This is a genomic window from Streptococcus sp. HMSC074B11 (assembly GCF_001808705.1).
In the GTDB taxonomy this organism is placed as follows: Bacteria; Bacillota; Bacilli; order Lactobacillales; family Streptococcaceae; genus Streptococcus.
The window spans coordinates 62,994-81,972 of sequence record NZ_KV794288.1 but is presented as its reverse complement, the minus strand read 5'-3'; the positions used below and the strand labels follow the sequence as shown (position 1 = coordinate 81,972).

The window sequence follows — 18,979 nt, the reverse complement described above, 5'->3', positions numbered from 1 at the left end:
GCACAAAGCGTAAAAGATCCAGTTTCAGCGACTGTTACTTTCTTTATAGCCGTCCTGTTGGTAATTGTTGCGACCTACCTCTTATTCAATGCGGGTATTACAGTTTTCTTACACTTACTCAAGAAAAACAAGCGTTATTACTACCAACCAAATAACCTCATCTCTGTTTCTAACCTTATCTTCCGTATGAAGAAAAACGCTGTCGGTTTAGCAACCATTGCCATCCTCTCCACCATGGTTTTGGTTACTATGTCAGCAGCAACCAGTATCTACAACGGTTCTGAAAATATAAAAAATATCATGTATCCTCATGATTTCGATGTTAAGGCTAAGGGAAATAATATTGAAGTTGAGAATTTAGACCAACTATTGACTCAATATGCCAGTGAAAAGAACTTGACGATTAGCAATAAAGACGTTCTTAGCTATGCTAGCTTTGGCCTTTCTAGTCAAGATGGAACTAAATTAACCATCATGACTAAAGAACAAATCACGGAATTACCTAAGACAGTTTTTCTAGTATTTGATCAAAAAGACTATGAAAAAATGACTGGACAAAAGCTAAATCTTACTGGTAATGAAGTAGGTCTTTGGGCTAAAAATAACCAACTAAAAGGTCAGAAATCATTTAGTCTTAACAGTCAGGAGTATAGTATCAAGCAAGAAATCCAGCAAGATTTTTTAGCTAACCATGTTTCCAATCTCTATATCCTTTTAGTTTCAGATTTTAACTACCTAGTTGTACCAGATCTTCAAAGCTTTTTGGATCAGTACCAAGATTCTGCTGTCTACACTCAGTTCTACGGTGGTATGGATGTCACCGCAAGTCTAGAGGAACAATTAAAGCTATCTGATGATTTTGATGCGTATGTAAATAATTTTAGCCATAATCTCAAGAGTGAAGATGCTATGGTTTACGGGGGTAATGGTTCAAGTGATGCAATTGCCCAAATGAATGCTCTCTATGGAGGTGTCCTCTTTATTGGTATTTTCCTCTCTATCATCTTTATGATAGGTACTGTGCTGGTTATCTACTATAAACAAATCTCAGAAGGTTATGAAGACCGTGAACGCTTTGTCATCCTGCAAAAGGTTGGTTTGGATCAAAAACAAATCAAGCAAACCATTAACAAGCAGATCTTGACTGTCTTCTTCCTCCCTGTAATCTTTGCCTTCCTTCATCTAGCATTTGCATATCGTATGTTAAGCTTGATCCTCAAGGTCATTGGTGTAGTAGATACAGCTATGATGTTAAGCGTAACTCTTACCATTTGTGGTATCTTTGCTTTAGTCTATGTACTAATCTTTATAATTACTTCAAGAAGTTATCGTAGAATTGTTCAAATATAATAAAAAATATTTGTCAAGGAGTCTTAGTATTAACCCCAACGAATATTTGGGGAACGTTAAAGTTCACGATAAAAAGATTATAGATAGACATTTCAAGAAAAAATCTTGAAACAATTTTCGCTTAAATGCATATTGAGATTATTATAGATTTTAAAAATAATTTATGAAAACAAGAGAGCCGATTATAAGATGGGGTCTTTTGTAATATGGTAAGTGCTTATGAAATTAAAATTATGTATCATTGGATTCTTCTTTTGTTTGATTGCTGCAATTGGTTTGGTCACTATCAGTGATACTGAAACCCCCATACCTTTACCAATTGATGGTGCTTTTTCTATTCAAGGGAAAAGCAATCTTTCTAATAACGAAATATACGAAATGCTTCGTGACTTATCAAAAACGGAAAAAGTTATCATTTACAAGCCAATCGTTCAGAGTTCGGGTCAGTTTAAGTATGTAAATTTCGATGATGAAAACAGTGAACAGTTAAAGTCAGTACCGATAATAGGGATGTATTACACCCTTGGGAAAATGGATGTAGACACTTTGAAACCACTTACGATGACAGGGCTGCAAACAGTATATATGTCTTATCCTTGGTATATAGGAGGAATGTTACAATTCACTGGAACTTTAAGAATACTGTTAATGAGCTCCATTTACTTAACTTTATTAGTTGTGTTATTTGTAGTTAGAACGAGGCAGATTAAAGAGGGAGTGATACGACGTTCTTTGGGATTGCCTGTATACGATCTAAGAAGAGAGTATGGCATTTCTCTTATTTTTGAACTGATTATGATGGCTTTATTGATGGTTTTTTACAGTTCTTTTTTGGGAAATGGTTTCTTAACCTATAGTTCTAAGTTATTTTTCTCTCTGCTTTTAACGAATTTTATATTATTTCAAATCATTGATCTCATTACCTTTGTTTTATTTTGGTTGACGATTCAGATTGAAAAGCCCATTGAAATTATCAAAAACAAGGCGAAAAACAAGCTTATTTTTGTCGTATGGCTTGCCATTATTTCGATTATTATCGTTGTATCAGGAATTTTTTTACAAGAAACAAAGAGTAGTCAATCCAGTATCAACATCCAGATACAGAATTTAGTACCATGGGACACAGTAAAAGACTGGAGAAGGATTGAGTTCCTTGGAATTGAAAATAACTCTGCTAAAAATGGAGAAGTAAGTGATTCGGATGGTCAGTATCTACAGATAGCTGCTTCCTTAAAAAACTTAGATTATTTATATATAGAACGATCCTCGGCCTATGTTCCAGATTTTATGAAAACATCTCATGCTTTAGAAGACTTTTCTAAACAATTAGAAAATGACGGAATAACGAATCCAGAAATAAATAAAGAGTTGATTTATATCAATCAAGCAGGTGCTAACCTACAAAATAAAGTGAATGGAACAAACTATCATCTTTTAGATAATAAGATAGCAACCATCTATATTCCTGAAAAATGGAAAGAAAACCAGAAATCCATTGAGAATACAGTTGTAGCAGAACAATTTATTGGAACAAACTATACAAAAGAAGAGCTTGCAGTACAAATAATTCCTGATGGTAATAAAATTTTTTATTTCAATGAGGATGCTGATATCGATCATAAAAATAAAGATTTTTTACCAATGGCAAGTCTAGCAGATAGTAAAGATAACATTGTTGTTGTGTTAGATACAGACAAAATGATCGAAAACAACAAGTTTACTTTGGCTAGTAATATAACTAATAAGTCTCTTTTTAGTCCTGAGGCGGTAAAGAAAATAAATGAGATGGCTACCCAGTTGAATGTTTCAATGAATCCAGTAGATGTTTATCAAATTGTGAAATTAAAGATCCTGTCCTTAGAGCACCAAATTCTACTTTCACAAATCTTGCAGAAGATAATTTACAGTATTGTCTTTATACTCATTTATCAATATGTCCAACTTTATATTGCCCTAAAACAGAATGAATATGTGAAAAAAATCATTTTGGGTCTGTCAAAAACATATATAGCAATTTCAAGTCTCAAGTATTTTATGATTATTATTACAATGGTTATCCTATTTACATTTCTTATGACAGGTCAAATAGAGTTGCTGTATATTGGTCTTGCTTCTATACTAGTTTTGATGTTGTCAATCATAATGAGTTTTAGAAAATTATCTGAAAGCTACACTAAAATTTTAAAAGGAGATGAAACATGACAATTGACCTTTTGAACGTTTCAAAAAGTTTTGGATCAAAAAAGATTTTTACAGACTTAAATTTAAAATTTGAATCTGGAAAAAGCTATGCATTGATTGGAGGTTCTGGCTCTGGTAAGAGTACTCTTCTTAATATTATAGGAAGATTAGAAAAAATTGATAGTGGGAACGTTTTAGTTGATAAACAGGATATTTGGAAGATAAAAGAAAGAACCTTCTTTAAAAATACTGTTGGATATGTATTTCAGAATTATTCTTTAATCGAAAACAAAACAGTATATGATAATTTGAAACTTATCACTAAAGACAAAAAAATAATAACTGATGTACTTGAAAAAGTAGGACTGTCGAGCGACCATTTACATCAAAAAATATATGAATTGTCTGGAGGGCAGGCTCAACGTGTAGCTATTGCCAGAATGTTAATGAAACCACGTAAAATTATCTTAGCAGATGAACCCACAGGAGCTTTAGATGGTGAGATTGGAAAAGAAATTATTCGTTTATTATTAAATGAAAGAGATGAAGACAAATATGTTATAATAGCGACGCATGATCCAGCTGTCTATAACAAAGTTGATGTGATCATTGATATGAAAGATATAGGGGATAATGTATGAAAAAGATAATTTATATCGCTTTGATCTTTGTAGCTGGGCTACTTGCTATTTTCTTCTTTGGAAAACAAATGATCATAAAAGAAAATACCAATAAACCAACACTGGAGTTAACAGTTTATACGGTTTCTTCTAGTGATACAGAAAAATGGAATAAAGTGAAAAAAGTAGAAACAGAAGAAGCTACATACTTCATAACTGTAAAAGAAGTAGCGTCTTCAGAAGAAGTATTTTCAAACATCATTGCAAATGGAGCTGCTATGGGGTTCGGAGTTCGTGAAGAAGAGGTGAAGCAATTTAATAATAATTTAGGAGACACTATTGAGGACTCTAAGCATAATAAACTCATTGGAATAGAATTTTTTACTTTTTCTAATGCTGACGAGGGATTTGTAGTAGCAAATTTTGACTACGGTAATGAAGAGTTGAATTCTCAGAAAAAAGATATAAAAGTGGTATATAAAAAAATATATGAATCTTTTAAAGAAAAAAGTAAGTGATTGCGATTTATTTGCCTGTTTTGATAGAAAAAAGTCAATTTTTAATTCTAATATCTTATCTTGATGATTGCGTCTTTAAGTTGGTAATGGTTACAGATTATACCATAAATCAGTTAAGTTTGGAAGTAATTCTGTTCTGTGATATTCTAACAACTCATGAATATTAAATGATTAGTTTATTTGTTGACAGTATCCCAAGTCAAATGTTTCTATAGGAAAATTCTCATACTGGTTACCCTAGATTTCATCCAACTATGCTTATGAAGATGCACTGTTCGCCTATGCTCTTTAAGTGTTCTATGGACATAAAATCGTACAAATGAACCCTGAAAATGGTAGAGCATAGATTATTTGTTGCTTTAGAAGAGTGCGTGTTAGGAACAAACAAGTCGTCGAAACAGAGATAGGATTCACCTTCGTGACTATGAATCTCACAAAATTAGTCAAGAGTCCAGCCTCTAAAATATCTACTATTCAAAAACCACACAGTATTTCTTTCTTCTTGATGGAATTCAAGACTGAAATCACTGTGTGGTTTTATTTTATACTCAATGAAAATCAAAGAGCAAACTAGGAAGCTAGCCGAAGGCTGTACTTGCGTACGGCAAGGCGAAGCTGACGTGGTTTGAAGAGATTTTTGAAGAGCATTAAAGCTAGTTTTTGCCCAGTATCATTTTGTCTCTTAAATACTAAACAACTGACCAAATAGGTAGGTAACTCCCATTGTTAAAAGACCGATAAAAAGGTTACGAATCATAGCTGTTTTGGTTGGGGCTTTTCCGAGTTTAGCACTGGTGTAACCTGTAATCAATAGAGAAATTGCTACGATAAAGACAGTTGCAGGAATTCTGAATTCGCTTGGGAAAATAATAATTGAAAGCATTGGTGGTAGGCTACCAAGTACGAAGGCAATAAAGCTAGATGTAGCAGCATGCCAAGGATTAGTAAACTCTTCATACTCGATTCCGTATTTTTCCTCAACTAAGGCTTTAAGTGGATTTTTTAAAAAGGCTTTGTTGACTAAAAGTTGAGCTGAAGTGTCACACTCACCATTTTGAAGATAAGCAGCATAGAGGGATTTCTTTGCAGCTTCGATATCCTTATCCAAGAGTAGTTGTTCACGGGCTACAGCGGCTTCCTCAGTGTCTTTTTGAGTTGATACTGATACATACTCGCCTCCAGCCATTGAGAAGGCTCCTGCTAAGATTGCTGCTAAACCTGAGAGAAAGATAATCCAGATATTACTGGTTGCACTGGCAACCCCGATAACAACTCCAGCGATGGAAATGATACCGTCATTGGCTCCAAGCACACCAGCACGCAAGATATTTAAACGCCCTGCAAAGTTTGAATCAATTTCATGAGTAATTTCTGTCATAGTCTTCTCCTTCATATTCATTATAAAGTATGGGAGAAGTGAAAACAAATATTTTAAACTATCTGAAAAAAGTTCTACAATTCTAATAAAAGATTGCTATTTTTCTTAATCAGGCATAGCCATAGCTATTGCTTATGCCAATATATAACAAAGTTGTATTTGTAACTGACTGTCATAGATGATACAATTAATTTAATGAAATCTTTGGAGGTCTGATGATGACTCGCGAATTTAAATTTGAAACTCTTCAATTGCATGCAGGACAAGTGGTAGACGCTACTACCAAGTCTCGTGCTGTACCAATTTACCAAACAACATCCTTTGTCTTTGAAGATACACAAGAAGGTGCAGAACTTTTTGCACTTCAGAAGGCTGGTAATATCTATACTCGTATCACAAACCCAACAACTTCAGCCTTTGAAGAGCGTATTGCAGCTCTTGAAGGTGGTGTTGGTGCTCTTGCCACAGCATCTGGGATGGCGGCTCTTACTTATACTATCCTTGGACTTGCTCATGCAGGAGACCACGTGGTTGCAGCTTCAACTATCTACGGTGGTACCTTTAACCTCTTGAAAGAAACTCTTCCTCGCTATGGAATCACCACAACTTTTGTTGATATTAACAATTTAGAAGAAGTAGAGGCAGCAATAAAAGATAATACCAAACTTGTTTTGATTGAAACCTTGGGTAATCCGGTTATCAATATTCCAGATATCGAAAAGATTGCTGAAATTGCTCACAAACATCAGATTCCTTTGGTTGCTGACAATACCTTCGCAACACCTTATCTCATCAATGTCTTTTCTCACGGTGTAGATATCGCAGTTCACTCAGCAACTAAGTTTATCGGTGGACACGGTACAACTATTGGCGGTGTTATCGTTGATAGTGGCAAATTTGACTGGGCTGCTTCAGGAAAATTCCCTCAATTAGTCGAAGAAGATCCAAGCTACCACAATATCAGCTATACTCGTGATGTTGGTGCTGCAGCTTTTATCGTGGCTGCTCGCGTGCAATTGCTTCGCGATATGGGAGCTGCCCTTTCACCATTTAACTCATTCTTGCTCTTACAAGGTCTTGAAACACTTTCTCTTCGTGTTGAACGTCATGTTCAAAATGCTGAGAAAATCGTTGATTTCCTTGTGAACCATCCAAGAGTTGAAAAGGTCAACTATCCAAAACTTCCAGATAGTCCATACCATGCCTTGGCTGAAAAATACTTACCAAAAGGTGTTGGTTCAATCTTTACCTTCCACGTTAAAGGTGGAGAAGCAGAAGCTCGTAAGGTGATTGACAACTTAGAAATCTTTTCAAACTTAGCCAATGTAGCAGATGCTAAATCATTGGTCGTTCATCCCGCGACTACAACACATGCTCAGTTGTCTGACTCAGATCTAGAAGCAGCAGGAGTAACTAAAAATCAAATCCGTCTCTCAATCGGGCTTGAAAATGCTGATGATTTGATTGAAGATTTACGACTAGCGCTTGAAAAAATCTAAAAATAACTAGTTTTTATCGAATTAAGCATCCTTCTCACGAATAATAAAGTGAGGAGGATTTTTATGTACAGTATTTCATTTCAAGAAGATTCGCTCTTGCCAAGGGAACGCTTGGTGACAGAAGGAGTAGAGAGTTTGAGTAATCAGGAATTACTAGCCATTTTATTACGAACAGGAACTCGTCAATCTACTGTTTTTGAAATTGCACAGAAAGTATTGTCTCAATTAAACAGTTTAACTGAGTTAAAAAAAATGACCTTGCAAGAACTGCAGAGTTTATCAGGAATCGGGAGAGTAAAAGCTATTGAACTGCAAGCTATGATTGAGCTTGGAAGTCGTATTCACAAACATGAAACCATTGAGGCAGAGAGCATTCTGAGTAGTCAAAGACTGGCTAAAAAGATGCAACAAGAATTGGGAGATAAAAAACAAGAGCACCTAGTGGCGCTCTATCTGAATACACAAAATCAAATTATTCATCAGCAAACCATTTTTATTGGATCTGCTACTAGAAGTATTGCGGAACCAAGGGAAATTCTCCATTATGCCTTAAAGCATATGGCAACATCCGTGATTCTGGTTCATAATCATCCATCTGGTGCTGTTATGCCAAGTAGAAATGATGACCATGTTACGAAACTTGTTAAAGAAGCCTGCGAATTAATGGGGTTGGTCTTATTGGATCATCTTATCGTCTCACATTCCGATTATTTTAGTTACCGTGAGAAGACGGATCTGGTGTAAAAAACCTGTATATGATACAGGTTTTACAATTCATTGACGACATAGTCGAAAAGTGTTTTATCTTTGGGGCGATTTTCAAAGAGAAATTCTGGATGCCATTGAACACCGAGGTAAGGGAAACCATCCGTTGTTGTAACAGCCTCGATAATTCCATCTTTAGGATCATGAGCTACAACCTTGAGATTTGGAGCTAGATCCTTAATACTCTGATGGTGGAAAGAGTTGATATGGGAGATTTCTCCATAGATTTCTCGAAGAATAGTATCAGGCTCGGTGACTAAACGTTGAGTTGTATACTCGGCTGAAGTATCCTGCCAATGGTCTTCAATATCTTGATAAAGAGACCCACCCATAGCCACATTAAAGAGCTGGGTGCCTCGACAAACAGAAAAAATTGGTTTCTTCTGTCTAATGGCTTCTTTTATAAGAGCTAACTCAAAAATATCTCTCTGAAGGTTGTAGTCATCGCTATCGATCGTTTTTGATTCATCATAGAACTTTGGATCGACATTTTGTCCACCAGTTAAAATGAGTTTATCAATCAAGCCAATGTAGTAACTAGCCATTTCTTGATCACCAATTGGTAGGATAATGGGAATTCCCCCAGCTTCCTTGACTCCTTCAACAAAGCCTTTCGCAGCATAGCTCATCATAAGCTCATCATCAGGATGAGCATTTTCGTTTCCTGTAATCCCAATAACTGGTTTTTTCATAAATGCTTTCGCTTTCTAATCCTCTTTTCTCATGAAATAGAGGAGAGTTTGCAATTCACTAGTTAAATCTACATACTGAGCTACCACATCTTTTGGTAGTTGGAGATGAACGGGTGAAAAGCTTAAAATTCCTTTAATACCTGCTTCGACAAGGAGATTAGCTACTTCTTGTGATTTGACACTCGGAACTGTTAAGATTGCAGTTTTAACATCTGCATTCTTTATTTTATCCTTGATTTGGGAAATTCCATAAATTGGGATTCCATCAGGAGTTTTTGTCCCAACTTCAGGATGATCATCCAAATCAAAAGCCATAATGATTTTCATTTTGTTTCGTTCGTGGAAACGATAGTGAAGGAGTGCATGCCCCATATTACCAATACCCACCAACATAACATTTGTAATAGAATTATCATTTAGAAGATCTGCAAAAAACGTCATTAGTTTTTTGACATCGTAGCCAAATCCACGGCGGCCAAGTTCACCAAAGTAGGAAAAATCTCGTCTAACAGTAGCAGAGTCAATACCAATGGCCTCGGCAATTTGTTTTGAGTTGGCTCTTTCAATTTTTTCTGCATGAAATCTTTTAAAGATACGATAATAAAGAGAAAGTCTCTTTGCTGTTGCTTTTGGAATAGCAGACTGTTTTTCTTTCACAAAATCACAACCTTTCTAAATACTATTTTATAGAAAGATTGTGAAAAAATCAACAAAAACAAGAAAAAACTAAGAAAAATCTTAGCTTATCTTCGTAAAATCATAGTGAGATAGAAAACGATAGAGATTTCCCAGAAGCCCCTGATAGATTTCTTTTCCATTATAGGTCAGAGAAGTAATGACAGTAGTATCTGGAAGAGTCACACAGCCTGAAAGTGATAGCATGAGTGCTTCATAATCTTCGTATTCTAAAACGCGATCGACTTGATAGGTGTCTTTGTAAGTTAATCGAAACATGATTGCCTTCTATCTTTCGCTTTTAGTAAAGACATCACGTTCAACAAGACTATCCATCAAGAAGTAAAATTTCTCTTGGTGGATATGAGTTTCTTCTGACTTAAAGATATCGACTAAACGTAGACCAAATTTATCAGTGATGTTGATTTTTGCACCTGTTAAGTCTTTGTTGATGATAATCTTAAGTTGGAAACCTTCCCCACTATTTGGAACTTTTTCAAGAAGACGTGTTAGTTCATAGTTACCAACCTTAGTTTCAAAAAAAGTGTTATCTTTTAGAGTGAACTTTTTGACGGTTGGGCTAAGTGTGTAATCATAACGGCAATTTTTAAGACTAATGGTTTTTTCGAATGCCATTGAGTTAACCTCCAATGATTTCTTTTAGAGTTTGTGCGAGAGTGATTATTTCTTGCTCTGTATTTTGAGGTGAAATGCTGACGCGAACGGATTCGTGTAAGCGAGGAGAGTCTTCACCGTAGAAAGCCTGAAGAACATGACTAACCTGAACGACACCTGCAGTACAAGCAGAGCCAGTTGAAATAGAAATACCTTCAAGATCTAGACGAAGGAGTAGTAGATCATTACGTTGACCTGGGAATCCAATATTAAGGACATAAGGTAGCTGGTCTTTCCCTTGATTGAGATAATAGTCTGTGTCAGCCATTTCCTTTAAGAATGTTTCTTTTAGTTTTTGAACCTTTTTAAAGTTTTGTTCCTGGTTTTCAAGATCATCATTTAGAGCTGCTACCATTCCCACAATGGCAGGAAGATTTTCTGTTCCTGCTCTTTTTTTCTGCTCTTGATCGCCACCATGAAGGTAGGAGTCAAAATCTGTAGATGCAGCATAGAGAAAACCAACTCCTTTTGGACCATAAAATTTGTGTGCAGAAGCGCTAAGAAAATCAATTCCCAATTTTTCGGGAAGAATCTCTAATTTACCAACTGCCTGAACCGCATCGACATGATAGACGGCTGGATGATTTTTTAGAACTTCACCAATTTCAGCAATAGGTAAAAGTGTACCAGTTTCATTATTTGCAAACATAGTAGAAACAAGAATGGTATCTTCACGCAGTGCATTTTTGACCTGGTCTGCAGTAATTTCTTGATTTTCAGGCTGTAAAATAGTCACTTCAAAACCGAAATTTTCAACCAAGTATTTGATGGGTTCTAGAACAGCATGGTGCTCAATCGCAGTAGTGATAATGTGCTTTCCACGATTTTGATGGCGGAGGCAGTAGCCGATGATAGCAGTATTATTGCTTTCAGTACCACCAGTGGTAAAGAATATATGTTGTGGCTTTGTTCCTAGTAAACTTGCTAGTTCTTGACGAGCTTCTCGTAATAGTTTACCTGCTTGGCGCCCATGTCCATGAATACTAGAAGGGTTGCCATAAGTTTCTTGCATGACTTGAGTCATTGCTGAGATAGCTACTGAAGACATCGGAGTCGTTGCAGCATTATCCAAATAAATCAAAAACTCACCTAATTTCTATTTAAATAGTGGACTAACTGGTTTTCTTTCATGAATTCGAACCATAGCATCACCAATCAATTCGCTAGCAGTGATATATTGTACGTTTTTAGGTTTTCTACTTTCTGTCAATACAGAATCTGTAACCAAGATTTCCTTGATATTTGCTGCATCTAATAACTCTGCTGCACCGTTAACGAATAGTCCATGACTTGAAACCGCATAGATTTCAGTTGCACCGTCACGTTCTAAGATTTTAGCAGCTTCAGAGAAGGTACGGCCAGTGTTCAGAATGTCATCGATCAAGATTGCCTTTTTACCTTCGACATCTCCGATGATGTAACCTTGGCTGCGTTCAGAATCATCTTGTGCATAATCAATGATGGCAATTGGAGCATCTAGGTATTCTGCAAGACTACGCGCACGTTTTACACCAGAGTTTTTAGGACTGACAACAACCACATCTGAACCAGTCAAACCTTTATCGCAGTAATGTTTTGCAAAAAGTGGAATTGTATAGAGGTTATCTACAGGAATGTCAAAGAATCCTTGAACCTGAACGGCATGGAGGTCAAGAGTCAATACACGACTAACTCCAGCTTTGACCAACATATTTGCAACCAGTTTTGCTGTAAGTGGTTCGCGTGAAGAAGCGATACGGTCTTGGCGAGCGTAGCCGAAGTATGGAAGTACAACGTTAATGGTATTAGCGCTAGCACGAACACAAGCATCAACCATAATCAAAAGTTCCATCAAGTGGTTATTTACTGGATAACTAGTTGATTGGATAATATAAACATCGTATCCACGAACACTTTCCTCAATATTAACCTGGATCTCACCATCTGAAAATTGGCGTGATGATACTTTTCCAAGTGGAACACCTGCAGCATCTGCAATTCTTTGAGCAATTTCCTGGTTGGAAGATAGTGCGAAAAGTTTCATGTTTTTTGTATCTGACATCGATAAACCGTCCTCTTTAAACTAAGTGAATAGCTGTAGTGAAACACTTTTAGTGATAAATGCTCTCTACAACAGATTCCATTATTTTTCATCCCTTTTATTTTATCAAAAAAAGAAGATTATTTCAGTATTTTTTCATATTTTCTATAAAACGAACCAATTTGGAAGGAGCTTTTTTGTAATGGATTTCATTGGCTTGTAAAAATTCTTGGAAATCAAGACTTCCTTGGTTGCCATCTTCCACTTCTAATTCAAGCTCATAGTCAACAATATCAAAGTATTGGCTTTGATCAAGAGCCATGAGTCCGATAGGAGTTTGCTTTTCGTAACGAACTGTAGTTAGGCAACCTAGAACTACCCAGCCACTGGTTGAAAGTCCATGGCTAGTCAATTCGTCAAGAATCATTCCTTGTGGAAGTTTACATTCTTTAAGACAATGGTTTGCTTCCTCAAGGCTGAGATCTTGATTATACTCCATATTTCCAACTTTTTGTGGGATTTTTATGGTCAATTCAGCGCTATTTTCAAAAGTACGAATGCGCATAGCGATTTTATGTTGGCGAAGGTAAAAATCAGGCGTGTCTAGGTAGTAATTTTTTTGTGTAATAGGTGTGACTCCTGAAAAGTGCTCCTGCAATCTTTGATATTCATCCTTGTTTAGAAGTGTTTTCATTTCAATTTCTAAATGTTTCATTTTTTTTACTTTTTCCTTATCTTTGAAAGTGATTGTATGGTATAATAAGCATTGTATTTATTGTATAAGATTTTTCCTAGAAAATCAAAAACTAGATAAATCGAAGTGTATAGAGAATTGGATGAAAAAGATATATGATTACAGAATGGGAAGAATTTTTAGATCCTTACATTCAGGCTGTCGGAGAGCTGAAGATAAAACTCCGAGGTATTCGAAAACAATATCGCAAACAAAATAAACATTCTCCAATTGAGTTTGTAACTGGTCGAGTCAAACCGATCGAAAGTATAAAAGAAAAAATGGCTCGTCGAGGGATTGGATACGATACGTTGGAACAGGACTTGCAAGATATTGCAGGTTTACGAGTCATGGTTCAATTTGTGGATGACGTGAGCGAGGTTGTTGCCATCCTTCGTAAGAGGCAAGACATGAGAGTTGTTCAAGAACGCGACTACATTACTCATCGAAAGGCTTCAGGCTATCGTTCTTACCATTTGATTATTGAGTATACAGTTGATACGATCAATGGGGCAAGAACGATTCTGGTGGAGATTCAGATTCGTACCTTGGCTATGAATTTCTGGGCTACCATCGAGCATTCTCTCAATTATAAATATCAAGGGGATTTTCCAGAAGAAATTAAGAAACGCCTGGAAATCACAGCAAGAATCTCTCACCAATTGGATGAAGAAATGAGTAAAATTCGTGATGATATCCAGGAAGCACAGGCACTCTTTGATCCATTGCATAGAAAGTTAAATGACGGGGTGGGTAATAGTGACGATACCGATGAAGAATACAGGTAAACGAATTGATCTAATCGCTAATCGCAAACCTCAAAGTCAACGAGTCTTATATGAATTAAGAGATCGACTTAAAAAGAATAACTTTATATTAAATGATAAACATCCCGATATCGTGATTTCCATAGGTGGGGATGGGATGCTTTTGTCTGCTTTTCACAAGTATGAAGACCAGCTGGATAAGGTTCGCTTCGTTGGTGTTCACACAGGTCATTTAGGTTTCTATACGGATTATCGTGATTTTGAACTAGATCAATTGCTTACTAATTTACAGTTGGATACTGGGGCTCGTGTGTCTTACCCACTGTTAAATGTAAAGATATTTTTGGAAAATGGAGAAGTGAAAATTTTCCGAGCTTTGAATGAGGCTAGCATTCGGAGAGCTGATAGGACCATGGTTGCCGATATTATCATTAACCAAGTGCCATTTGAACGTTTTAGAGGAGATGGCCTGACGGTATCGACGCCAACCGGGAGTACAGCTTATAATAAATCTCTTGGTGGAGCGGTTTTGCCCCCTACTATTGAGGCCCTACAATTAACAGAAATTGCGAGTCTCAACAATCGTGTCTACCGAACCTTAGGTTCGTCTATCATTGTGCCTAAGAAGGATAAGATTGAATTGATACCGACTCGCAATGATTATCATACGATTTCTGTTGACAATAGCATTTATTCTTACCGTAATATTGAAAGAATAGAATACCAAATAGACCACCACAAGATTCACTTTGTCGCAACACCAAGCCATACTAGTTTTTGGAATCGTGTCAAGGATGCCTTTATTGGTGAGGTGGATGAATGAGGTTTGAATTTATTGCTGACGAACATGTCAAGGTAAAGACCTTTTTAAAAAAACACGAAGTCTCGAAAGGTTTACTTGCCAAAATCAAGTTTCGAGGTGGAGATATTCGCGTAAACGGTCATCCACAAAATGCAACCTATCTCTTAGATATTGGGGATGTGGTTGTCATCGACCTTCCTCCTGAGGAAGGTTTCGAGACACTGGAAGCCATTGATTATCCACTGGATATTTTGTTTGAAGATGATCATTTCTTGATTTTAAACAAACCCTTTGGTGTGGCCTCGATTCCTAGTGTCAATCATTCCAATACCATCGCTAACTTTATCAAGGGCTATTATGTGAATCAGAACTACGAAAATCAACAGGTCCACATTGTAACCAGACTAGATCGAGACACTTCGGGTCTCATGCTTTTTGCTAAACACGGGTATGCCCATGCTAGACTAGACAAGCAGTTGCAGAAGAAAGCTATTGAAAAGCGTTATTTTGCTTTAGTTAAAGGAGAAGGGTTTCTGGAGCCTCAAGGTGAAATCATTGCACCGATTGCTCGAGATGAAGATTCCATTATCACTAGACGAGTGGCAAAAGGTGGTAAGTATGCCCATACTTCCTATCGTATAGTGGAGTCTTATGGCAATATTCATCTTGTTGATATTCAACTACATACAGGAAGGACCCACCAGATTCGTGTCCATTTCTCTCATATAGGTTTCCCTTTGCTTGGCGATGACCTATATGGTGGTAGTCTTAAACATGGCATAGAGCGTCAAGCTCTACATTGCCATTACTTATCGTTTTATCATCCTTTTCTTGAAGACCAGTTGGAGATGGAGAGTCCACTGCCGGATGATTTTAAGAATCTTATAACTCAGTTATCAAATAATAATTTATCTAAAAAGGAGTAAAAACTCATGGAAGTTTTTGAAAGTTTAAAAGCCAACCTAGTTGGTAAAAATGCACGTATTGTTTTGCCTGAAGGTGAAGAACCACGTATTCTTCAAGCAACAAAACGCATCGTAAAAGAAACAGAAGTTATTCCTGTCCTACTTGGAAATCCTGATAAAATTAAAATCTATCTTGAAATCGAAGGAATCATGGATGGTTATGAAGTAATCGATCCTGCACATTACCCTCAATTTGAGGAAATGGTAGCATCACTTGTAGAACGTCGTAAAGGAAAAATGACTGAAGATGAAGCTCGCGATATCTTGGTTAAAGACGTGAACTATTTTGGTGTTATGTTGGTATACATGGGCTTGGTAGATGGAATGGTTTCAGGAGCTATTCACTCTACTGCGGCAACTGTTCGTCCAGCCCTTCAAATCATTAAAACACGTCCAAATGTTAGTCGTACTTCAGGTGCCTTCCTTATGGTTCGTGGCACTGAGCGTTACCTATTTGGTGACTGTGCCATCAATATCAATCCTGATGCTGAAGCTTTGGCAGAAATTGCGATTAACTCTGCTATCACAGCTAAGATGTTCGGTATCGAACCAAAAATTGCAATGCTAAGCTATTCAACTAAAGGTTCTGGTTTTGGTGAAAGCGTAGATAAAGTTGTTGAAGCAACTAAGATTGCTCATGATCTTCGTCCCGACCTTGAAATTGATGGGGAATTGCAATTTGATGCTGCCTTCGTTCCAGAAACAGCTGCTCTTAAAGCACCAGGAAGTAAGGTTGCTGGACAAGCAAACGTCTTTATCTTCCCAGGTATTGAAGCAGGGAATATTGGTTACAAGATGGCAGAACGTCTCGGTGGATTTGCAGCGGTTGGTCCAGTATTGCAAGGTTTGAACAAGCCAGTTAATGACCTTTCTCGTGGATGTAATTCAGACGACGTCTTCAAGCTTACTCTTATCACAGCAGCCCAAGCTGTACACCAATAAAATACAAGATAGCTCCTTTTCTGTTAAAGGAGCTTTTCAAGTAGGAAGAATTCAAACTGGTTATTAAAAGGTGATAGGAATATCGGCTTTTGTTAATACTTGGTGAAGTTTATAGATCAAACCTATAGATACCCAAAGACCTAGTTGAGACCATAGTCAATACTGCCAGTTCAATAGAAATTAGCTCCTGCAATCTTTTGAATGACTATTTATTTTTTACTCACTTAATGTTCAGAAAGGAGCATTTAGATTTGAAATATAAGTATTTACTCTTCGACCTCGATCACACACTACTTGATTTTGATGCTGCAGAAGATATTGCCTTATCGCAACTCCTAAAAGAAGAAGGAGTAGTGGATATACAAGCCTATAAAGATTACTATGTACCAATGAACAAGGCTCTTTGGAAGGATTTGGAACAGAAAAAAATTACAAAGGCTGAGTTAATTAACACACGTTTTGCAAAATTGTTTGCTCACTTTGGCATTGAAAAAGATGGGGCTTACTTAGCAGAGCGCTACCAGTTTTTCCTATCAAAACAGGGACAGACTTTCCCAGGTGTCGAAAATTTATTAAAAAAATTGATAAGTAAGGGCTATGAACTCTATGCTGCGACAAATGGAATCACCTATATTCAGACAGGTCGTTTGGAACAATCTGGAATTACACCATTTTTCAAGGAAATATTCATTTCAGAGAAACTCCATACCCAAAAACCAGATGCTAAATTTTATGAAAAAATTGGAGCTCGAATCCCTAACTTTGATAAAAATCAGACCCTTATGATTGGTGATTCTTTGTCAGCTGATATTCAAGGTGGAAATAATGCTGGCATCGATACCATCTGGTACAATCCTCATCATCTGGAAAATAAGACACAAGCTCAGCCAACTTATGAAGTCGACTCTTATCAGGCTCTGCTTGATTGCTTGGGGCTCCTTTAAAAATCACAAAATATAAAAGATTCTAGAAAACCTGGAGCATGGAGTGCAAGAAATTTTGGTATTTTTTGAAAACGTTTTATTTTTTTGATATAATAAATCATACTAGGATATAATGACAAGAATATTGTGATTGTCATCTACCGTTAAGTTGTATATGGATATCAAATTGGTAGTACAGTTAATCAAGTAGGTATTGAAAAAGAAGCATCTAAACTAGTCAATAAATTATCTATTCATCTGTTTGAACGTCTTAAATTGGTATAAAAAAGCTATATAGGAGCAAATCAGTATGATATTAAAAAGTAATAAAAGAAACATAAACTTCATGTTGATGTTAATAAGTGCTTGTTGCTGCCTTATTTGTCTAAGTGCCTGTCAGTCAAATAAGGTAAATTCGGTAGATGATTATAAAATGGCTATCTGGGATAGCGATAAAATAGCTGTCTTTGATGATTATGATTTAAATGAGTTCAAGGTTAATATATCTAGAAAAGAGAAATTTATCTATTGGGCAGAAAGTTTTTCGGAAGCAGGATCCTATTCAACTGCAAAAACAAAAGATACCTCAGGTCTAAAAAGATATGTCTCTAGAATTAATAAGGAAAATTTAAGTGAAACGTTTAAATTAGCAGAAGGAAATGATGCATACGCATCTATAACAGATGGGGATTATTTATATGCAACTGCTGTCTTTACAGATAGAATTGAATTTTATAAATATGATAATAATTTAGAGGTTATTACTAATGTTACCGTGAAAAATGATGGTCAGTTAAATGCCAGTCAACAGTTTGTTATTGTAGATAATTATTTATACTTACTTGTAACCACATTGGATTTATCAACCCAAGTTCCTAATACGGAAATTTGGAAAATGGATAAAGAGTTCAACATCGTGGAAAAATATAATCTTGACGAAACATCAGCATATATGAGAATGGTTAATGTAGATGATGTCTTGTATATTGTGGAAGCACTCAGTGGGCGCAATTCTGATGGAGAATATAAGTCGGGAAATAAAATAATGGTTTTTGATTTAAAGAGTCAGAGCAAGAATTATATCGATATTCCTGATAAGTATCCAACAAATATTCACTATGATGCTAAAAATAATCAATTGATTATAGAGAATGAGGGATTATATAATGGCGAATTTTCCTTTACTACAGTCAATCTAGACAATTTAGAAGAAGATATTATTCATCTGGAAGGCTTTAGTACAGAGCAATATATTGCACCGTATTTTACATTTAAAGACAACATCTATTATTTTTTATTTAATGATTCTCTGGTTAAATATGATATTGTTGATAAGAAACAAACAGTTATCAATCTAGAAAATTATAAGATAAAAGATGCACATTATTTGATTGTTAAATAGTTTATTTATTGGGTGAAAGTCAAATAATAGAAATTTAATCTTTAAGATGTGCTTAAGTATAGTTTTAGTAAT

Annotated in this window: 21 protein-coding genes and 1 pseudogene; 13 read left to right on the top strand and 9 right to left on the bottom strand. The window is 36.1% G+C overall.

Annotated features, from left to right (window positions below):
* The 5 genes and pseudogenes from HMPREF2619_RS07605 to HMPREF2619_RS11620 form a co-directional block, all read left to right on the top strand.
* A partial coding sequence (locus HMPREF2619_RS07605; protein WP_070460486.1) for an ABC transporter permease occupies positions 1 to 1,350 on the top strand: 1,350 nt, incomplete at its 5' end.
* A gap of 219 nt (positions 1,351 to 1,569) precedes the next feature.
* Positions 1,570 to 3,552: an ABC transporter permease gene (locus tag HMPREF2619_RS07600; RefSeq protein ID WP_070460482.1), complete on the top strand. Its 1,983-nt coding sequence runs from the start codon at positions 1,570 to 1,572 to the stop codon at positions 3,550 to 3,552.
* Entirely contained in the window at positions 3,549 to 4,172 is a 624-nt protein-coding gene (locus tag HMPREF2619_RS07595) for an ATP-binding cassette domain-containing protein (RefSeq protein ID WP_070460480.1), read from the top strand. Before HMPREF2619_RS07600 ends, HMPREF2619_RS07595 begins: the two co-directional genes overlap by 4 nt.
* Entirely contained in the window at positions 4,169 to 4,669 is a 501-nt protein-coding gene (locus HMPREF2619_RS07590; protein ID WP_070460477.1) for a hypothetical protein, read from the top strand. Before HMPREF2619_RS07595 ends, HMPREF2619_RS07590 begins: the two co-directional genes overlap by 4 nt.
* Before the next feature lie 86 nt (positions 4,670 to 4,755).
* Positions 4,756 to 4,958: pseudogene (locus tag HMPREF2619_RS11620) on the top strand (IS5/IS1182 family transposase); the annotation flags it as partial.
* Between the two features lie 393 nt (positions 4,959 to 5,351).
* On the opposite strand, the gene HMPREF2619_RS07585 reads toward HMPREF2619_RS11620, so the two are convergent.
* Positions 5,352 to 6,047 carry a VIT1/CCC1 transporter family protein gene (locus HMPREF2619_RS07585; protein WP_070460474.1) on the bottom strand — a complete coding sequence of 232 codons (696 nt, stop codon included), beginning with the start codon at positions 6,045 to 6,047 and terminating at the stop codon, positions 5,352 to 5,354.
* A gap of 218 nt (positions 6,048 to 6,265) precedes the next feature.
* On the opposite strand from HMPREF2619_RS07585, the gene HMPREF2619_RS07580 reads away from it, so the two are divergent.
* Positions 6,266 to 7,546: an O-acetylhomoserine aminocarboxypropyltransferase/cysteine synthase family protein gene (locus HMPREF2619_RS07580; protein WP_070460673.1), complete on the top strand. Its 1,281-nt coding sequence runs from the start codon at positions 6,266 to 6,268 to the stop codon at positions 7,544 to 7,546.
* 63 nt (positions 7,547 to 7,609) lie between these two features.
* Positions 7,610 to 8,290, top strand: a complete 681-nt coding sequence (gene radC / locus HMPREF2619_RS07575) for a RadC family protein (RefSeq protein WP_070460473.1) — start codon at positions 7,610 to 7,612, stop codon at positions 8,288 to 8,290.
* A gap of 23 nt (positions 8,291 to 8,313) precedes the next feature.
* On the opposite strand, the gene HMPREF2619_RS07570 is transcribed toward radC, so the two are convergent.
* The 7 genes from HMPREF2619_RS07570 to HMPREF2619_RS07540 all read right to left on the bottom strand — a co-directional run bounded on the left by HMPREF2619_RS07570 (position 8,314) and on the right by HMPREF2619_RS07540 (position 13,088).
* Positions 8,314 to 9,003: a gamma-glutamyl-gamma-aminobutyrate hydrolase family protein gene (locus tag HMPREF2619_RS07570; RefSeq protein WP_070460471.1), complete on the bottom strand. Its 690-nt coding sequence runs from the start codon at positions 9,001 to 9,003 to the stop codon at positions 8,314 to 8,316.
* A 15-nt stretch (positions 9,004 to 9,018) separates the two neighbouring features.
* On the bottom strand, positions 9,019 to 9,660 hold the full coding sequence (locus tag HMPREF2619_RS07565) for a redox-sensing transcriptional repressor Rex (protein ID WP_000660647.1): 642 nt from the start codon (positions 9,658 to 9,660) through the stop codon (positions 9,019 to 9,021).
* A gap of 81 nt (positions 9,661 to 9,741) precedes the next feature.
* Entirely contained in the window at positions 9,742 to 9,957 is a 216-nt protein-coding gene (locus tag HMPREF2619_RS07560; protein WP_070460469.1) for a DUF4649 family protein, read from the bottom strand.
* A gap of 9 nt (positions 9,958 to 9,966) precedes the next feature.
* Positions 9,967 to 10,314, bottom strand: a complete 348-nt coding sequence (locus HMPREF2619_RS07555; RefSeq protein WP_049526341.1) for a DUF1831 domain-containing protein — start codon at positions 10,312 to 10,314, stop codon at positions 9,967 to 9,969.
* A gap of 4 nt (positions 10,315 to 10,318) precedes the next feature.
* Positions 10,319 to 11,434: a cysteine desulfurase family protein gene (locus HMPREF2619_RS07550; RefSeq protein WP_070460466.1), complete on the bottom strand. Its 1,116-nt coding sequence runs from the start codon at positions 11,432 to 11,434 to the stop codon at positions 10,319 to 10,321.
* 15 nt (positions 11,435 to 11,449) lie between these two features.
* Complete coding sequence (locus HMPREF2619_RS07545) at positions 11,450 to 12,394, bottom strand: ribose-phosphate diphosphokinase (protein ID WP_070460463.1); 945 nt, start codon at positions 12,392 to 12,394, stop codon at positions 11,450 to 11,452.
* Positions 12,395 to 12,518: 124 nt separating this feature from the next.
* On the bottom strand, positions 12,519 to 13,088 hold the full coding sequence (locus HMPREF2619_RS07540) for a CYTH domain-containing protein (RefSeq protein ID WP_070460462.1): 570 nt from the start codon (positions 13,086 to 13,088) through the stop codon (positions 12,519 to 12,521).
* A gap of 134 nt (positions 13,089 to 13,222) precedes the next feature.
* On the opposite strand from HMPREF2619_RS07540, the gene HMPREF2619_RS07535 reads away from it, so the two are divergent.
* From HMPREF2619_RS07535 to HMPREF2619_RS07515, 5 genes are all read left to right on the top strand, one after another.
* The gene (locus HMPREF2619_RS07535; RefSeq protein ID WP_000627444.1) at positions 13,223 to 13,894 is read left to right on the top strand and encodes a GTP diphosphokinase; all 672 of its coding nucleotides are present in this window, start codon (positions 13,223 to 13,225) and stop codon (positions 13,892 to 13,894) included.
* On the top strand, positions 13,878 to 14,696 hold the full coding sequence (locus tag HMPREF2619_RS07530) for an NAD kinase (RefSeq protein ID WP_070460455.1): 819 nt from the start codon (positions 13,878 to 13,880) through the stop codon (positions 14,694 to 14,696). The genes HMPREF2619_RS07535 and HMPREF2619_RS07530 overlap by 17 nt, the downstream gene beginning before the upstream one ends.
* The gene (locus tag HMPREF2619_RS07525; protein ID WP_070460454.1) at positions 14,693 to 15,601 is read left to right on the top strand and encodes an RluA family pseudouridine synthase; all 909 of its coding nucleotides are present in this window, start codon (positions 14,693 to 14,695) and stop codon (positions 15,599 to 15,601) included. Before HMPREF2619_RS07530 ends, HMPREF2619_RS07525 begins: the two co-directional genes overlap by 4 nt.
* Before the next feature lie 6 nt (positions 15,602 to 15,607).
* The gene (pta, locus tag HMPREF2619_RS07520) at positions 15,608 to 16,582 is read left to right on the top strand and encodes a phosphate acetyltransferase (RefSeq protein WP_070460451.1); all 975 of its coding nucleotides are present in this window, start codon (positions 15,608 to 15,610) and stop codon (positions 16,580 to 16,582) included.
* Between the two features lie 251 nt (positions 16,583 to 16,833).
* Complete coding sequence (locus HMPREF2619_RS07515) at positions 16,834 to 17,526, top strand: pyrimidine 5'-nucleotidase PynA (RefSeq protein ID WP_070460448.1); 693 nt, start codon at positions 16,834 to 16,836, stop codon at positions 17,524 to 17,526.
* Between the two features lie 102 nt (positions 17,527 to 17,628).
* On the opposite strand, the gene HMPREF2619_RS11810 is transcribed toward HMPREF2619_RS07515, so the two are convergent.
* Positions 17,629 to 17,691 carry a hypothetical protein gene (locus tag HMPREF2619_RS11810; protein ID WP_398578145.1) on the bottom strand — a complete coding sequence of 21 codons (63 nt, stop codon included), beginning with the start codon at positions 17,689 to 17,691 and terminating at the stop codon, positions 17,629 to 17,631.
* A 247-nt stretch (positions 17,692 to 17,938) separates the two neighbouring features.
* Between HMPREF2619_RS11810 and HMPREF2619_RS07510 the strand changes: the two genes are divergently transcribed.
* Positions 17,939 to 18,907 carry a hypothetical protein gene (locus HMPREF2619_RS07510; protein ID WP_049509215.1) on the top strand — a complete coding sequence of 323 codons (969 nt, stop codon included), beginning with the start codon at positions 17,939 to 17,941 and terminating at the stop codon, positions 18,905 to 18,907.
* The last annotated feature ends 72 nt before the right edge of the window (positions 18,908 to 18,979 follow it).

Excerpts from the sequence above, each read along its gene's own strand:
- HMPREF2619_RS07600 (WP_070460482.1), top strand. The coding sequence starts at position 1,570 with ATGAAATTAAAATTATGTATCATTGGATTCTTCTTTTGTTTGATTGCT.
- HMPREF2619_RS07595 (WP_070460480.1), top strand. The coding sequence starts at position 3,549 with ATGACAATTGACCTTTTGAACGTTTCAAAAAGTTTTGGATCAAAAAAG.
- HMPREF2619_RS07590 (WP_070460477.1), top strand. The coding sequence starts at position 4,169 with ATGAAAAAGATAATTTATATCGCTTTGATCTTTGTAGCTGGGCTACTT.
- HMPREF2619_RS07585 (WP_070460474.1), bottom strand. The coding sequence starts at position 6,047 with ATGACAGAAATTACTCATGAAATTGATTCAAACTTTGCAGGGCGTTTA.
- HMPREF2619_RS07580 (WP_070460673.1), top strand. The coding sequence starts at position 6,266 with ATGACTCGCGAATTTAAATTTGAAACTCTTCAATTGCATGCAGGACAA.
- radC (WP_070460473.1), top strand. The coding sequence starts at position 7,610 with ATGTACAGTATTTCATTTCAAGAAGATTCGCTCTTGCCAAGGGAACGC.
- HMPREF2619_RS07570 (WP_070460471.1), bottom strand. The coding sequence starts at position 9,003 with ATGAAAAAACCAGTTATTGGGATTACAGGAAACGAAAATGCTCATCCT.
- HMPREF2619_RS07560 (WP_070460469.1), bottom strand. The coding sequence starts at position 9,957 with ATGTTTCGATTAACTTACAAAGACACCTATCAAGTCGATCGCGTTTTA.
- HMPREF2619_RS07555 (WP_049526341.1), bottom strand. The coding sequence starts at position 10,314 with ATGGCATTCGAAAAAACCATTAGTCTTAAAAATTGCCGTTATGATTAC.
- HMPREF2619_RS07545 (WP_070460463.1), bottom strand. The coding sequence starts at position 12,394 with ATGTCAGATACAAAAAACATGAAACTTTTCGCACTATCTTCCAACCAG.
- HMPREF2619_RS07540 (WP_070460462.1), bottom strand. The coding sequence starts at position 13,088 with ATGAAACATTTAGAAATTGAAATGAAAACACTTCTAAACAAGGATGAA.
- HMPREF2619_RS07535 (WP_000627444.1), top strand. The coding sequence starts at position 13,223 with ATGATTACAGAATGGGAAGAATTTTTAGATCCTTACATTCAGGCTGTC.
- HMPREF2619_RS07530 (WP_070460455.1), top strand. The coding sequence starts at position 13,878 with ATGAAGAATACAGGTAAACGAATTGATCTAATCGCTAATCGCAAACCT.
- HMPREF2619_RS07525 (WP_070460454.1), top strand. The coding sequence starts at position 14,693 with ATGAGGTTTGAATTTATTGCTGACGAACATGTCAAGGTAAAGACCTTT.
- pta (WP_070460451.1), top strand. The coding sequence starts at position 15,608 with ATGGAAGTTTTTGAAAGTTTAAAAGCCAACCTAGTTGGTAAAAATGCA.
- HMPREF2619_RS07510 (WP_049509215.1), top strand. The coding sequence starts at position 17,939 with ATGGCTATCTGGGATAGCGATAAAATAGCTGTCTTTGATGATTATGAT.